Origin of the sequence: Achromobacter deleyi, assembly GCF_013116765.2 — a bacterium.
Lineage (GTDB): Bacteria > Pseudomonadota > Gammaproteobacteria > Burkholderiales > Burkholderiaceae_B > Achromobacter > Achromobacter deleyi_A.
In genome coordinates this window covers 5,315,314-5,330,219 of the sequence record NZ_CP074375.1, presented here as the reverse complement: position 1 = coordinate 5,330,219, position 14,906 = coordinate 5,315,314, and the positions used below count along the sequence as shown (strand labels likewise).

General features: G+C 66.9%; 11 protein-coding genes. 5 read left to right on the top strand and 6 right to left on the bottom strand.

The features are described from left to right. Positions 1-322: 322 nt before the first annotated feature. The 4 genes from HLG70_RS24220 to HLG70_RS24205 form a co-directional block, all read right to left on the bottom strand. A complete protein-coding gene (locus HLG70_RS24220; protein WP_171667095.1) occupies positions 323-1,150 on the bottom strand; it encodes an IclR family transcriptional regulator in 828 nt (275 codons plus the stop codon). A 146-nt stretch (positions 1,151-1,296) separates the two neighbouring features. Further along, positions 1,297-2,067 (bottom strand): phytanoyl-CoA dioxygenase family protein, encoded by a 771-nt coding sequence (locus tag HLG70_RS24215; protein ID WP_171667094.1) that lies wholly within the window; start codon positions 2,065-2,067, stop codon positions 1,297-1,299. A gap of 111 nt (positions 2,068-2,178) precedes the next feature. Further along, positions 2,179-3,279, bottom strand: a complete 1,101-nt coding sequence (locus tag HLG70_RS24210) for an AI-2E family transporter (RefSeq protein WP_171667093.1) — start codon at positions 3,277-3,279, stop codon at positions 2,179-2,181. A gap of 162 nt (positions 3,280-3,441) precedes the next feature. Next, positions 3,442-4,509, bottom strand: a complete 1,068-nt coding sequence (locus HLG70_RS24205; RefSeq protein WP_171667092.1) for a LysR family transcriptional regulator — start codon at positions 4,507-4,509, stop codon at positions 3,442-3,444. 396 nt (positions 4,510-4,905) lie between these two features. On the opposite strand from HLG70_RS24205, the gene HLG70_RS24200 reads away from it, so the two are divergent. The 3 genes from HLG70_RS24200 (at position 4,906) to HLG70_RS24190 (ending at position 10,909) form a co-directional block, all read left to right on the top strand. Next, complete coding sequence (locus HLG70_RS24200; protein ID WP_171667091.1) at positions 4,906-6,117, top strand: efflux RND transporter periplasmic adaptor subunit; 1,212 nt, start codon at positions 4,906-4,908, stop codon at positions 6,115-6,117. 25 nt (positions 6,118-6,142) lie between these two features. Then, positions 6,143-9,358: an efflux RND transporter permease subunit gene (locus HLG70_RS24195; RefSeq protein ID WP_171667090.1), complete on the top strand. Its 3,216-nt coding sequence runs from the start codon at positions 6,143-6,145 to the stop codon at positions 9,356-9,358. A 72-nt stretch (positions 9,359-9,430) separates the two neighbouring features. Beyond that, complete coding sequence (locus tag HLG70_RS24190; RefSeq protein WP_171667089.1) at positions 9,431-10,909, top strand: efflux transporter outer membrane subunit; 1,479 nt, start codon at positions 9,431-9,433, stop codon at positions 10,907-10,909. 509 nt (positions 10,910-11,418) lie between these two features. Here the strand turns inward: HLG70_RS24190 and HLG70_RS24185 are convergent. Continuing rightward, complete coding sequence (locus tag HLG70_RS24185) at positions 11,419-11,964, bottom strand: hypothetical protein (protein ID WP_171667889.1); 546 nt, start codon at positions 11,962-11,964, stop codon at positions 11,419-11,421. Beyond that, entirely contained in the window at positions 11,964-12,899 is a 936-nt protein-coding gene (locus HLG70_RS24180) for a LysR family transcriptional regulator (RefSeq protein ID WP_171667888.1), read from the bottom strand. Before HLG70_RS24180 ends, HLG70_RS24185 begins: the two co-directional genes overlap by 1 nt. A 181-nt stretch (positions 12,900-13,080) precedes the next feature. On the opposite strand from HLG70_RS24180, the gene gtdA reads away from it, so the two are divergent. Continuing rightward, a complete protein-coding gene (gene gtdA / locus HLG70_RS24175) occupies positions 13,081-14,148 on the top strand; it encodes a gentisate 1,2-dioxygenase (protein ID WP_171667887.1) in 1,068 nt (355 codons plus the stop codon). A 54-nt stretch (positions 14,149-14,202) separates the two neighbouring features. Further along, on the top strand, positions 14,203-14,901 hold the full coding sequence (locus HLG70_RS24170; protein WP_171667886.1) for a fumarylacetoacetate hydrolase family protein: 699 nt from the start codon (positions 14,203-14,205) through the stop codon (positions 14,899-14,901). The last annotated feature ends 5 nt before the right edge of the window (positions 14,902-14,906 follow it).

The following is a 14,906-nucleotide window of genomic DNA, read 5'->3' as shown; positions in this document are numbered from 1 at the left end:
CCACGGCTCTAGCAGCGCATCAAACCCAGACACACGTAGCCCGGCGGCGCGGGCGGGGGGGCTGCGAGCAACCTCCATGCGCCCGAGGGAATCTGAAGGAACCGCCGAAGGCGGTGACGAAGATGACGAAGGGGACGTCCGGAGCGAAGGCTCCGGACCGCTATGGCGGGCGCTCGCAGCCCCCCCGCCCGCGACGACGGGCGACCTACGAAGATCTGAAACAAGCACCTGCAAAGACTCAACAGCAAGCACCGACGAAGCCCAGCCCACGCCCATCAATCACGTACATAGTCAATTTAACCACGTACGTAATACACCCTCTCTACCTCGAATAAGCCGAAAACTTGGACTTCGAAATCGAAGTCGCCGCCACCTGCACATGCGGCGCCAGTTCAGCCTCGACTCTCGCCACTGTCCACCTCGTCGTCGGCACAGCAATATTGATCGCCGCCACCGCCAACCCCCGATGATCGATCACCGGCGCAGCCACCGAAATATCCCCCAGCACCGTTTCGTTCACGATGATCGCGTAGCCCTTCTCGGCTACCCGCTGCACGCGGTCCAGCAGCTTGTCCGGATTCACCTCCGTGTACGGCGTGATCGCTTCCAGCCGGGTCTGCGCCAGGATCTCGCGGCGCTGCTCATCCGACAGGCGCGACAGGATCGCGGTGCCGGAGGCCGTGAAGTACGCGGGCAGGCGGCTGCCGACGGCGATATCCACGTTGACCAGGTGATGACCGGGAAAGCGCGCCACGAACACGATCTCGTGGCCGTCCAGCTCCTGCAGGTTGGTGGTCTCGCCCAGCGTGCGGCTGATGTCCAGCAGATACGGCGAGGCCTTGTCGATCAGCTCGTTGGCGCGCACGTAGTTGTACGAAAACTGCAGCACCTTGGGCGTCAGCCCGTAGTTGCGCGTGTCGGGGATGCGGCGCAGATAGCCCAGCGTTTCCAGGGTGTAGACCAGGCGCTGCGTCGCGCTGCGGTCCAGCCCCGAGGCGCGGGCGATGTCGGCCAAGGTCATGTGGCGCTTGGAACCGTCGAACGCATGCAGGACCTGGAAGGCTTTTTCGGTGGAGCCTACGAACAGCGAAGACCGGGTCTCGGTCGGCGCTTGCGGTTTTTCCGTGTCGGCGGTGGGTGATTTGCGCACAGGGGCAGCCTATTTGAGTTCTAGGGAGGCGGCGCAAGAATCAACGCGACGCGGGTTATTGCCGGCCTGTCGTCGCGTATTGCGCTAGATTTAATTGTAATTCAATCACTAATAGCAGATTTCAATTACTTTCATAACGGCCAGGTCTAAGCGGCCGCCAGCGGCACACCGGGCTGCGAGGCGGAGCGCGTGCCCGGCAGCGGGTGGCAGGATTGCGGGTGGTAGGTGTGGACCACCGACAGCTTCACGCGGTCGCTGCTGTTGCCCTGAGCGGCGTGCAGCGTGCGGCAATGGAAGAACACCACGTCGCCGGCCTCCAGGTCAGGGCAGACCGCGCGCGCGATCCATTCGGCGTTTTGCGGCGCGTCGTCGCGGAAGAACTTCTTGTCGTCGAACTGCTCGGGCGCGAAGGCGGCCGCGTGCGAGCCCGGGATGAACGACAGGCCGCCGTTGGCGCGCGTTTCCGGGCCCAGGGCCAGCCAACAGGACACCAGGTCCGTGTCGGAGAAGGACCAATAGCGGATGTCCTGGTGCCAGCCCGTCAGGCTGCCATAGGCGGGGTGCTTGGTCATCACGCAATTGTGGTGCACGGTGGACAACACGGGCGTGTCGCCGAAATAACGGGCCAGCCATTGCCCGATGCGCGGGTCGGTGGCCCACCGGGCGAACAAGGGGTCGCGGCCGTGGGCGCCCAGCAGGCGGCGCACGGTCAGCCCGCCTTCGGCGCTGCGCGACTCGGGCGCGCCCGGATAACGCAGGTCGGCTTCGTATTCGATGGGCGCCACATGTTCGCGCAAATGGCGCTCGGCCAGCGCGCGCAAGGCGGCCACCTGCTCGGGGCTTGCGAACTGGCGCGCCACCACGAACCCCTGCTCGCGCAGGATGGCTATCTGATCATCAGGCAGTAACCCGGACATCTCAATCCTCACACCCCGCGGCGTATGCGACGCGTCTGCATGCGGGCAGGCGCGCACCGGATCGGGCGCCGGTACACGTGGGGACGGCTAGATTACCAAAACTGCCTGCGCCTAATCCGCGGCGGAGGATGCGCGGTGGTTCAGGCGTTCGGCGTCGCGCTCCTGGACTTCATGGTGCACCCATTCGCGCCATACCGCCACCAGCAGCGCCATCAGCACCGGGCCCACGAACAGCCCGACGATGCCCATGGTCTTCACGCCTCCCACCAGCCCGAAGAAGGTCGGCAGGAATGGCAGTTTCACGGGGCCGCCCACCAGGCGCGGGCGCAGGGTCTTGTCGACGATGAAGAGTTCCACGCTGCCCCAGACCATCAGCGCGATGCCCGCCACCACATGGCCCGAACCCACCAGGTACAGCGACACCAGCGTGAACGAGAGCGGCGCGCCGCCCGGGATCAGCGCCATGAAGCCGGTGACCACGCCCAGCAGCACCGGCGACGGCACTCCGGCCACCCAATAGGCGATGCCCAGCACCAGGCCTTCGCCCAGGGCGATCAGGCCCATGCCCGTGACGGTGGAATTGATGGTGGCCGGCACCACGCGGGAAAAGCGCTGCCAGCGCGCCGGCAGGATGCGTTCGCCCAGCACGTCCAGCTGGGCCACCATGCGCACGCCGTCCTTGTAGACGAAGAACAGCGTGATCAGCATGAACAGCACGGTCAGGAGCAGCTGGAACACGTTGCCCGTGGCCGCCAGCACCATGCGGTAGATATTGCCCAGATGTTCGCCGCTGACGGCCTCGACCAGCGCGCCCAGCGCGTGGGGCTGGCCGATATAGGATTCCCAGTACTGGCCCAGGCGTTCGCCCACGACGGGCATGGACGTGATCCAGGCGGGCACCGACACGCCGTGCCGGTTGGCCGCGATGGCCCAGGCGAAGAAGGCGCTGGCCTCCTTGATGGCGTAGGACAGCGCCAGCGTCATCGGCACGATCAGCACCACGATGACCACCAGCAAGGCCAGCGAGGCGGCAACCGCCGTGCGGCCGCCGCAGCGCACGACCAGGCGCTGGTACACGGGCCAGCTCGCCAGCCCGATGATCAGCGCCGCCAGGGCCGGAACGAGGAATCCGCTAAGAAAGTAAACCCCCGCCAACAACACGAGCAGCAACAGCCAACGGGCGATCAGGTAAGCGGGTAGAACAGGCTGCATAGAGCGGATCGACAGTAAGGGCGTTGTAGGCTTTGACTGTCGGACTATACAGACGTTTCACGCAATACGAGGGACGTAAGGGCTGTATTTACTACGGGGTTTCCCGTGCTTAGTACGCATGGCGGACGTTCCAGTCCGCCATGCGCGCCCGCTGCCTGCGCCTTACAGGGCGTACTCGGCCGCCTCTTCGCGCGCGGTGCGGCGGCGCGGCGGCATGTCGGCAAGCGCCGGGATCATCGGGACCTTGGGCTGGGCCGCGGTGGTCAGCCCCTGGTTGCGCTGGTAGACGCCGCAGGAGGCGGCGGCCGGATCGGTCTCGTCGCGGCCGCTGAGCAGCGGGCAGCTGGCGAACAGCTCCGCCACCCAGTCGGTAAAGGCGCGCACCTTGGGCGACAACTGGCGGCTCTGCGGGTACAGCACGGAAATCGCCGTGGAGCTGGGCTTCCATTGCGGCAGGATTTCGATGAGTTCGCCCGATTGCATGTAGGGCAGCGCCATATAGCGGGCGGTCTGGATCAGGCCAAAGCCCTTCAGGCCGCAATCCAGGTAGGCGCCGGCTTCGTTCACGGCCACCGTGCCCTTCATGTCCACTTCCTGGTGCTTGCCGTCCACCTTGAAGTCCCAGGCGCAATTGCGCCCCGTGCGGCTGGAGAAATAATGCACCGCGTGGTGGTCGCGCAGGGATTCGATCGTCTGGGGCATGCCGTGGCGCGCCACATAGGTGGGCGACGCGCAGGTCACGGTCTGCAGGGTGCCGATGCGGCGGGCGACCAGGCTGGAATCTTCCAGGTCGCCGGCGCGGATCACGCAGTCCACGGCCTCTTGCACCATATCCACCGGACGGTCGCCCAGGCCGAGCACCAGCTCGACATCCGGGTATTTGTCGTGGAAATCACACAATGAGGGGATCAGGATCAGGCGCCCGATGCAGGTCGGCACGTCGATGCGCAGCCGCCCCTTGAGGCGCAAGGCGGCTTCCTGGAAGCAGGCCTCGGTTTCCTCGACGTCGGCCAGGATGCGCACGCAATGCTGGTAATAGCCCGCGCCGTCCGGCGTCAGGCCGATGCGGCGCGTGGTGCGATTGAGCAGGCGCACGCCCAGCAGGCGTTCGAGATTCTGGATGATGGTGGTGACGGTGGTGCGCGGTAGCGAGAGGCTGTCGGCCGCCCGCGTGAAGCTGTTGGCGTCCACGACGCGCACAAACACCTGCATAGCCTGAAAACGGTCCATGGCAAGGGTGTCCTTTTGGGCAGTGAGTCGGGTTGAACGCAGCATAACCTGATTTCGCCCCGGATTAGTCATCCCTCGCGAACAGTGTTGCCGGAATACAGATGTTTATCCGGCCCCGCAAAACACTCAGAATGCAAACCATCTTGAAGTGCCCTTGCCGCCCGGCACCGCAAAGGGGCATGTCAACCCTCAGATTCCGAACCCGCAGCGACCCGCCCCGCCAAGGCGCCGCAGCCCAGGATACGCAACACTGTTGCATGCTGCAACGCAGCATAAGCGATAAGCATATATCCATCGGATCCTTAGGACTGCCATTCCCCCTCCGGACCGCCGCCGCCTCCCGCCCCAGGCCCCGGGCAAGCGCGCTTTCGCCCCTACACCACTCAAGGAAACATCATGGTTTCGCGTAATCGTATTGCTATGCTCGTCGTCTTTGCAGCCGTGCTCGCGGCTGGCGGCGGCTATGCCCTCACCCGGGGCCCCGCGGGCGGCAATGTCGCCATGGCGCAAGGCGCCCCCTCCGCCCCGCCCGTCGAAGTGGCCGAAGTCGTCAGCAAGACCATCGTGGACTGGCAGCGCTACTCCGGCCGCCTGGAAGCCATCGACCGCGTCGACATCCGCCCCCTGGTGTCCGGCACCCTGACCGCCGTCCACTTCCAGGACGGCACCATCGTCAAGAAGGGCGACGTGCTCTTCACCATCGACCCGCGCCCCTACGCGGCCGAAGTGGACCGCGCCGCCGCCGCCCTGACGGCCGCCCGCGCCCGCGCCGCCTACACGGCCTCCGAACTGGCCCGCGGCCAGCGCCTGCTGGCCGACAACGCCATCGCCCGCCGCGACTTCGAGGAAAAGCAGAACGCCTCGCGCGAAGCCGCCGCCAACCTGCAGGGCGCGCAAGCCGCGCTGGACTACGCGAAGCTGAACCTCGGCTACACCCGCATCGAAGCCCCCGTGGCCGGCCGCGTGTCGCGCGCCGAAGTCACGGTGGGCAACGTGGTGGCCGCCGGCGCCGCGTCGGTGCCGCTGACCACGCTGGTCTCGGTGTCCAAGATGTACGCATCGTTCGACGTGGACGAACAAACCTTCCTCAAGTACGTGAACCCCTCCCGCAATGGCCGCGCCGGCTCGGTGCCCGTCGAGCTGGGCCTGGCCAACGAGGAAGGCTATTCGCGCACGGGCTTCGTGCAATCGGTGGACAACCGCCTGGACGCGACCTCCGGCACGATCCGCGTGCGCGCCGAGTTCGACAACGCCGACGGCTCGCTCCTGCCGGGCCTGTACGCCCGCGTCCGCCTGGGCGGCAGCGATCCGCGTTCGGCCGTGCTGATCGACGAGAAGGCCATCGGCACCGACCAGGACAAGCGCTTCGTGCTGGTGCTGGATGACAAGAACCACGCCGTGTATCGCCAGGTGAAGCTGGGCGCCAACCAGGAAGGCCTGCGAGTGGTCGACTCCGGCCTGGCCATCGGCGAGCGCATCGTCGTCAACGGCCTGCAGCGCATCCGTCCCGGCGACGCCGTGACGCCGACCGTCGTCCCCATGGTTGCCGCCAAGCAGAACCCCCGCAACCCCGGCAACCCGGTCCAGACCGCATCGGCACAGAACTGAGCCGACGCGTCGAACGAGAACGTTTATGAATATCTCGAAATTCTTCATCGACCGGCCGATCTTCGCCGGCGTGCTGTCCATCCTGGTGCTGCTGGCGGGCCTGCTGGCCATGTTCCAGCTGCCCATCTCCGAATACCCGGAAGTGGTGCCGCCGTCGGTCGTGGTGCGCGCGCAGTATCCGGGCGCCAACCCCAAGGTCATCGCCGAAACCGTCGCCTCGCCGCTGGAGGAATCCATCAACGGCGTGGAAGACATGCTGTACATGCAGTCGCAGGCCAACAGCGACGGCAACCTGACGCTGACGGTGAACTTCAAGCTGGGCGTGGACCCCGACAAGGCGCAGCAGCTGGTGCAGAACCGCGTGTCGCAGGCGCTGCCGCGCCTGCCGCCGGACGTGCAGCGCCTGGGCGTGACCACGGCCAAGAGCTCGCCCACCCTGACGCTCGTCGTCCACCTGATCTCGCCCAATGACCGCTACGACATCACCTACCTGCGCAACTACGCGATCCTGAACGTCAAGGACCGCCTGGCCCGCATCACGGGCGTGGGCGAAGTGACGGTGTGGGGCTCGGGCAACTATTCCATGCGCGTCTGGCTGGACCCGCAAAAGGTGGCGCAGCGCGGAATGACCGCGTCCGAAGTCGTCGCCGCCATCCGCGAACAGAACGTGCAGGTGGCCGCCGGCGTGATCGGCGCCTCGCCCACGCAAGGCGACGTGCCGCTGCAGCTGAACGTGAATGCGCGCGGCCGCCTGCAAAGCGAAGAGGAATTCCGCGACATCATCCTGAAGACCTCGCCGGACGGCGCCGTGACGCACCTGTCCGACGTCGCCCGCGTGGAACTGGATGCGCAGGAATACGGCCTGCGTTCGCTCCTGGACAACAAGCCGGCGGTGGGCATGGGCATCATGCAGTCGCCGGGCGCCAACGCGCTGGACGTGTCCAGCAAGGTGCGCGCGGCCATGGCCGAGCTGGAGCAGGACTTCCCGCCGGGCGTGGAATACCGCATCGAATACGACCCCACCCAGTTCGTGCGCTCCAGCATCGAAGCCGTGGTGCATACGCTGCTGGAAGCCATCGCGCTGGTCGTGCTGGTGGTGATCCTGTTCCTGCAGACCTGGCGCGCGTCCATCATCCCGCTGCTGGCCGTGCCCGTGTCCATCGTGGGGACCTTCGCGCTGCTGCTGGTGTTCGGCTATTCCATCAACGCGCTGTCGCTGTTCGGGATGGTGCTTGCCATCGGCATTGTGGTGGACGACGCCATCGTGGTGGTGGAAAACGTGGAGCGCAACATCGCGGCGGGGCTGAGTCCGCGCGATGCGACCTACCGCGCCATGCGCGAAGTCAGCGGCCCCATCATCGCCATCGCGCTGACCTTGTGCGCCGTGTTCGTGCCGCTGGCCTTCATGACGGGCCTGACCGGCCAGTTCTACAAGCAGTTCGCCATGACGATCGCCATCTCGACGGTGATCTCGGCCTTCAACTCGCTGACCCTGTCGCCCGCGCTGTCGGCCCTGCTGCTCAAGAGCCACCACGACAAGCCTGACTGGCTGACCCGTGGCATGAACCGCGTGTTCGGCCGCTTCTTCGCCTGGTTCAACAACATGTTCGGCCGCGCGTCGGAATCCTACGGCAAGGGCGTGTCCAACGTGATCCGCCGCAAGGCCGGCGCAATGGGCGTGTACGCGGTGCTGGTGGCCGCGACCATCGGCGTGTCCTACCTGGTCCCTGGTGGCTTCGTGCCCGCGCAGGACAAGCAGTACCTGATCGGCTTCACGCAGCTGCCCAACGGCGCCTCGCTGGACCGCACGGAAGCGGTGATCCGCCGCATGAGCGACATCGCCCTGAACGAGCCCGGCGTGCAATCGGCCATCGCCTTCCCCGGCCTGTCCATCAACGGCTTCACCAACAGCTCCAGCGCCGGCATCGTGTTCGTGGCCCTGAAGCCGTTCGACGAACGCAAGGGCGAAGCCCTGTCGGGCAACGCCATCGCGGCATCCTTGAACCAGAAGTTCGCGGCGATCCAGGACTCCTTCATCGCGGTGTTCCCGCCCCCGCCCGTGATGGGCCTGGGCACGCTCGGCGGCTTCAAGCTGCAACTCGAAGACCGCGCCGCGCTGGGCTATGCCGAACTGGACAAGGCCAAGCAGGCCTTCCTGGAAAAGGCGCGCCAGACGCCCGAACTCGGCCCCGCGTTCTCCAGCTATGAAATCAACGTGCCGCAGCTGGATGTGGACCTGGACCGCGTGAAGGCCAAGCAACTGGGCGTGCCGGTGACGGAAGTGTTCGACACCATGCAGATCTACCTGGGCTCCATGTACGTCAACGACTTCAACCGCTTCGGCCGGGTGTTCCAGGTGCGCGCGCAAGCCGACGCCCCGTTCCGCGCGCATGCCGACGACATCCTGCAACTGAAGACCCGCAATGCCGCGGGCGACATGGTGCCGCTGTCGTCGCTCGTGACGGTCAAGCAGACCTTCGGCCCGGAAATGGTGGTGCGCTACAACGGCTACACCGCCGCCGACATCAACGGCGGCCCGGCCCCCGGCTACTCGTCCGACCAGGCGCAGGCCGCGGCCGAACGCGTCGCCGCCGAAACGCTGCCGCGCGGCGTGAAGTTCGAATGGACCGACCTGACCTATCAGCAGATCCTGGCGGGCAACGCCGGCCTGTGGGTGTTCCCGATCAGCGTGCTGCTGGTGTTCCTGGTGCTGGCCGCCCTGTATGAAAGCCTGACGTTGCCGCTGGCCGTGATCCTGATCGTTCCGATGAGCATCCTGGCTGCGCTGACCGGCGTCTACCTGACCGGCAACGACAACAACATCTTCACCCAGATCGGCTTGATGGTGCTGGTGGGACTGTCGGCGAAGAACGCGATCCTGATCGTGGAATTCGCCCGCGAGCTGGAAATGAACGGCCGCACGCCGCTGGAAGCCGCCATCGAAGCCAGCCGCCTGCGTCTGCGCCCCATCCTGATGACCTCCATCGCGTTCATCATGGGCGTGGTGCCCCTGGTCCTGTCCTCGGGCGCGGGTTCGGAAATGCGCCATGCCATGGGTGTCGCCGTGTTCTTCGGCATGCTGGGCGTGACCCTGTTCGGCCTGTTCCTGACGCCGGTGTTCTATGTGCTGCTGCGCTCCATCGGCGGCAAGAAACTGCATTCCGCCGCGCCGCATGAAGCGCCCGTGTGCATGCCGCACATGGACCCGAACGCGCCGCCCGCCACGCAGCACAACGCGTAGGCCGGCAGAAAGAAGAGAAGCCAGCGCGTCCCGTCCAGCGGGACGGGACGCGCGCTAAAGAGAAAAGTCATCATGATCCAAAGACTGACCCGCGGTTCCGCCCTGCTTGCCATCCTGCTCGTGCTGGCCGGCTGCGCGGTGGGCCCGACCTACGAACGGCCCGCGGCCGCCACCCCGGCGGCCTTCAAGGAAGCCGCCCTGCCCGCCGCCGAAGCCGGCACCTGGAAGCCCGCCGAGCCGTCCGAAGACGCGCTGCGTGGCGCCTGGTGGAAGGTGTTCGGCGACGAAGGCCTGAACCAGCTGGAAGAAGAAGCCCAGAAGGCCAACCAGAACCTGCAGGCCGCCGCCGCGCGCCTGACCCAGGCCCGCGCGCTGCAGCGCGAAGCCCGCTCCGGCTTCTTCCCCAGCCTGGACGCCGGCTTCGGTCCCAGCCGCCAGCGCCCCTCCGCCGTGTCGCAAGGCTTGCCCGACGGCACCTCGACCAACCCCGTCACCACCTGGCGCGCCCAGGGCACGGTGTCGTACGAGGCCGACCTCTTCGGCCGCGTCGCCTCCACGGCGGACGCCGCCACCGCCGACGCCCAGCAAAGCGAAGCGTTGTACCGTTCGGTGCTGCTGGCCTTGCAGGCCGACGTCGCCACCACCTACTTCCTGGTGCGCGAACAGGACGCCGAGTCGCGGCTCTACTACCAGACCGTCAAGCTGCGCACCGACACGCTGCAACTGATCCAGCGCCGCTACGACGCCGGCGACATCAGCGAACTGGACCTGGCGCGCGCCAAGGCCGAACTGGCCTCCGCGCAATCCGAAGCCCTGGGCATCGACCGCCGCCGCGCCACCGCCGAACACGCGCTGGCCGTGTTGCTGGGCCGCGCCCCGTCGGACTTCACCATGCCGCCGCAACCCATCGAAAAGGTCGCGGTGTCGATCCCGGCCGGCCTGCCGTCCACGCTGCTGGAACGCCGCCCCGACATCGCCGCCGCCGAACGCGCCATGGCCGCCGCCAACTCCCGCGTCGGCGCCGCCAAGTCCGCCTTCTTCCCGCGCCTGGACATCACCGGCGCCTTCGGCTATGAGTCATCGGACCTGGGCAATCTGTTCGAGTGGTCCAGCCGCACCTTCCTCCTGGGTCCGCTGGTAGGCGCCGCATTGTCCATGCCCATCTTCGACGGCGGCCGCCGCCAGGCCGGCCTGGACCGCGCCCGCGCCGTCTACGAGGAAGATGTCGCCGTCTACCGCCAGACCGTGCTCAACGCCTTCCGCGAAGTGGAAGACAACCTCGCCAACCTGCGCATCCTGGCCGACCAGACCAAGGCCCAGGACGCCGCGGTGGAAGCCGCCGCCCGAGCCGCCAAGCTGTCGCAAACGCAGTACCGCGAAGGCTCCATCAGCTTCCTGGACGTGATCGAAGCCGACCGCAGCGTCCTGCTCCAGCAGCGCGTCTCGGTGCAACTGAGCGGCGAACAAGCCCGCTCCGCCGTAAGCCTGATCCGCGCCATCGGCGGCGGCTGGGAAAACCCCGTGCCCCCCGAAACCGTGGCCGCCAAGTAAGCAGCACACCCCCGCAGCAACGGCGCGTCAGGCACAAACAACAACCAAAAAGCCGACGCGCCGCCCCCACGCACAACGAAACACAAGCGCACGCAATCAACGCCCCCACCCGCGCCCAAACCGCCCCCAACACCAGCGCGCAGCGTCAACCGCCGACGCAAGACACCGCGCAAGCCCCAAAAGGCCGCCCGCGCGGCCGGCCTGGGGCGAGGCCCGCAAGATCCACCATTACCACCCCACCGGTGATGAGCACGCCAAGCAAACCAATCGCCCCAGCCCCCGTGAAGCTTCCCCCACCCGAGCCCGGCGCGTCGGCGGCCTGCGGTGCGCGGGGCGTCGATAAGCCCGAGGGAATCTGAAGGAAGCGCCAAAGGCGCTGACGAAGATGACGACGGGGAAGTCCGGAGCGAAGGCTCCGGACCGCAATCGCAGCCCCGCGCACCGCAGGCCGCCGACGCGCCGGGCGCCTAAAGAACCACCACTGCCGCCACCACCGCCCACCCCACCCCCTACCCCCTCCCCTCCATAAACCTCCGAGCCATCTGATACCCCGCAAACACATAAAACCCACTGCTATTAAGCACCAGCCAAGCCCCCAGCCCCCCCACCAACGCCACCACTGGCCCCACCGCCCGCACATCCCCCTGCGTCCACGCAATCACGCCCAGCGCGCCGACAAGCACCAGCCCGATCGCCAGCCACTTCAGCAACACCAGCCCCCCAGCCCGCCCCGCCATAAACATCACGACCCCGATCGCCAACCCCAACGCCGTCCCCGCGCAAACCGCCACCAGCGCAAACGCCGCCAACGCCGACCCCACGCCGCTCAGCAGCAGGCTCAGCACCTCGATCCCCACGCCCAGCCCGCCCACCATCACCAGCACCGCCAGCACCAGCGGCGACCACATCCCCGGCGGCGTCGGCCTGGCGTCCATCTCCGCCACGAAGCGATGCATCGCCGCCGACGCGGCCGGATCGCCATCGCCGGCCAGCGCCGCCTCCAGCCTGCGGCACTGGCCGATCAACGCATTCAGACCCGCGCCAGAGGCAGGCATCAGAACCTCGTCACGCCCGGCGCGTGTTCCGCCACCGTGCTCCGCAACGCCGCCATCGCCTCCTGCACCGCCACCGGCCGGAACGCATCCTCGCGCCAGTACATCGCCACCGAGCCAAAGCCCGACAGCCGCACGGGAATGATCCGCATCGCCCGCAACTGCGAAAAGCGCACCGCGGCGCGATGCGAGGCCACGCCTATCATGTCGCTGTTGTTGATCAGGGTGAGATTGATCGTGACCGAATTCGACTCCACGTGGTCCGCGGGCGGGGCCTGCCCGGCCGCCGCCAGCGCCGCATCCACCGCATTGCGGATAGGCGTGCCCTTGGGCCACAAGATCCAGCGATAAGACAGCAGATCCTGCCAGCTTGGCTGCTCCACCGCGAACAACGGATGCCGGGGCCGCGCCACCAGATGAATGGGTTCCAGATACAGGGCTTCAAAGCGGATGGCCGGATCGTGGTGCTCGGGCGCCGAACGGCCCACCACGATATCCAGATCGCCCTGCGCAAGCAGGGCAAGCAGGCGGTCGGTCGTGCTCTCCACCAGCTTCACGCGGGCCTGCGGCATGCGTTCCAGCAGCTTCATCACCGCCAGCGGCACCGTGTCGGACGCGGACGCGCCAGAGGCCCCGATCACCACCCGACCCCCGCCGCCTTCCCGCAACGCCGCCATGTCCGCGCTGGCGCGGTCCAGCTGCGACTCCACGCGCTGCGCATGCGCGATCAACACATCTCCGTGCGGAGTCGGCCTGAGACCGCGCGCATGGCGTTCGAACAGCGGCAGCCCGATATCGTCTTCCAGATCCTTCAGCCATTTCGACAGGCCGGGCTGCGTCGTATTGAGCATGGCGGCCGAATGGCTGATATTGCGAGTCTGGGCCAGGCTGAGCAACATCTTCAGGTTGCGCAGGCGCAAGCGGTGGGTCCAGTCCATGCAGGCCCTCGTCTTGTAGGAATGTCTCGTATGTATATTGTTATTCGTATGGATAATAAGATAATTTCATTTCAAAACACATAGCTGCTTACGCATAATCGTCTCCCTGACAGGACCAGCCGCGAACCACGCGGCGGCCACCCGTAGAAGCCGGCACAAGCCGGACATACAGGAGACAACCATGCACGACGGTCACCCCACCGGCGCGGACAGCGTCGCCTCGGACCGCGCCCGCTACTACGCGCGCATCGCCACCAAGCACATGGCTCCCCTGTGGGAATCGCTGCACAACCTGGTGCCGCGCCAACCCGCTCCCCGCTGCGTTCCCGCCATCTGGAAATACGACGATGTGCGCGACGACGTCATGGCGTCCGGTTCGCTGATCACCGCCGAAGAAGCCGTGCGCCGCGTGCTGATCCTGGAAAACCCCGGCCTGCCCGGCCAGGCCAGCATCACGCAAAGCCTCTACGCCGGCCTGCAGCTGATCCTGCCCGGCGAGATCGCGCCCAGCCACCGCCACACGCAGTCCGCGCTGCGCTTCATCGTGGAAGGCCGCGGCGCCTACACCGCCGTCAACGGCGAACGCACCACCATGCACCCGGGCGACTTCATCATCACGCCGTCCTGGACCTGGCACGACCACGGCAACGCCGAAACCGTCGAAGGCGGCGAGCCCGTGGTCTGGCTGGACGGCCTGGACATCCCCCTGCTGCGCTTCCTGGACGCGGGCTTCGCCGAAAACTATCCGTCCGCCACCCAGCCTGTCACGCGCCCCGAAGGCGACAGCATGGCGCGCTTCGGCCACAACATGGCGCCGGTGCGCCATCAGGTCTCCAGCGGCACCTCGCCCATCTTCAACTATCCCTACGAACGCAGCCGCGAGGCGTTGGACGAACTCTACCGCCACGGCGAGCTCGATCCCTGGGACGGCGTCAAGCTGCGCTACCTGAACCCCGCCACCGGCGGCTATCCCATGCCCACGATGGCCACCTTCATGCAGTTCCTGCCCGCCGGTTTCCAGGGCAAGACCACCCGCACGACCGACTCCACGGTCTACAGCGTGGTCGAAGGCCGGGGCACGGCGCGCATCGGCGACCAGGAATTCCACTTCGGCCCGCGCGACGTCTTCGTGGCGCCGTCCTGGCTGCCCGTGCAGCTGGCCGCGCTGGAAGACGCCACCCTGTTCAGCTATTCCGACCGCCCCGTGCAGGCCGCGCTGGGCCTGTGGCGCGAAGAGCGCATAGGCTGAGCCGGACCTCCCTTACGCATTCCGTACCCATATCCCGCCTTGAAAGGGTGATCCATGTCTTTTGTGTTTGCTCCCGCCGCTCCCGTTGCCGTGCCCGTCGCCGGCGGCCAGGACAGCTTTCCCGTGCGCCGCGTCTACTGCGTGGGCCGCAACTACGCCGCCCATGCGCGTGAAATGGGCTTCGATCCCGACCGCGAGCCGCCTTTCTTTTTCTGCAAGCCCGCCGACGCCGTGGTGCCCGTGGCCCAAGGCAGCACCCTGTCGCTGCCCTACCCGCCCGAAACGTCGAACCTGCACTACGAGATCGAACTGGTCGCGGCCATCGGCAAGGGCGGCGCCAACATTCCGGTCGAAGACGCGTTGCAGCACGTGTGGGGCTACGCCGTGGGCCTGGACATGACGCGCCGCGACCTGCAGATGAAAATGCGCGAAGCCGGCCGCCCTTGGGAACTGGGCAAGGCCTTTGACCAGAGCGCGCCCATCGGCCCGCTGCATCCCGCGCAATCGGCCGGCGACATCGGACAGGCCGGAATCTGGCTGCAGGTCAACGGCGCCGACAGGCAGCGCAGCAACATCGGCAAGCTGATCTGGTCGGTCGCCGAAACCATCGCCTATCTGTCCCGGTACTTCCGGCTGGAAGCCGGCGACCTGATCTACACCGGCACGCCCGAAGGCGTGGGCCCCGTCGTGCGCGGCGACACGATGGTCGGCGGCGTCGACGGCCTGGGCACGCTCAGCGTGCGGATGGCCTGAGCCTT

What these genes read in the sequence shown, in the direction of transcription:
- HLG70_RS24200 (WP_171667091.1), top strand. Translation starts at nt 4,906, where the DNA reads ATGGTTTCGCGTAATCGTATTGCTATGCTCGTCGTCTTTGCAGCCGTG.
- HLG70_RS24190 (WP_171667089.1), top strand. Translation starts at nt 9,431, where the DNA reads ATGATCCAAAGACTGACCCGCGGTTCCGCCCTGCTTGCCATCCTGCTC.
- HLG70_RS24215 (WP_171667094.1), bottom strand. Translation starts at nt 2,067, where the DNA reads ATGTCCGGGTTACTGCCTGATGATCAGATAGCCATCCTGCGCGAGCAG.
- HLG70_RS24170 (WP_171667886.1), top strand. Translation starts at nt 14,203, where the DNA reads ATGTCTTTTGTGTTTGCTCCCGCCGCTCCCGTTGCCGTGCCCGTCGCC.
- HLG70_RS24180 (WP_171667888.1), bottom strand. Translation starts at nt 12,899, where the DNA reads ATGGACTGGACCCACCGCTTGCGCCTGCGCAACCTGAAGATGTTGCTC.
- HLG70_RS24195 (WP_171667090.1), top strand. Translation starts at nt 6,143, where the DNA reads ATGAATATCTCGAAATTCTTCATCGACCGGCCGATCTTCGCCGGCGTG.
- HLG70_RS24205 (WP_171667092.1), bottom strand. Translation starts at nt 4,509, where the DNA reads ATGGACCGTTTTCAGGCTATGCAGGTGTTTGTGCGCGTCGTGGACGCC.
- HLG70_RS24210 (WP_171667093.1), bottom strand. Translation starts at nt 3,279, where the DNA reads ATGCAGCCTGTTCTACCCGCTTACCTGATCGCCCGTTGGCTGTTGCTG.
- gtdA (WP_171667887.1), top strand. Translation starts at nt 13,081, where the DNA reads ATGCACGACGGTCACCCCACCGGCGCGGACAGCGTCGCCTCGGACCGC.
- HLG70_RS24185 (WP_171667889.1), bottom strand. Translation starts at nt 11,964, where the DNA reads ATGCCTGCCTCTGGCGCGGGTCTGAATGCGTTGATCGGCCAGTGCCGC.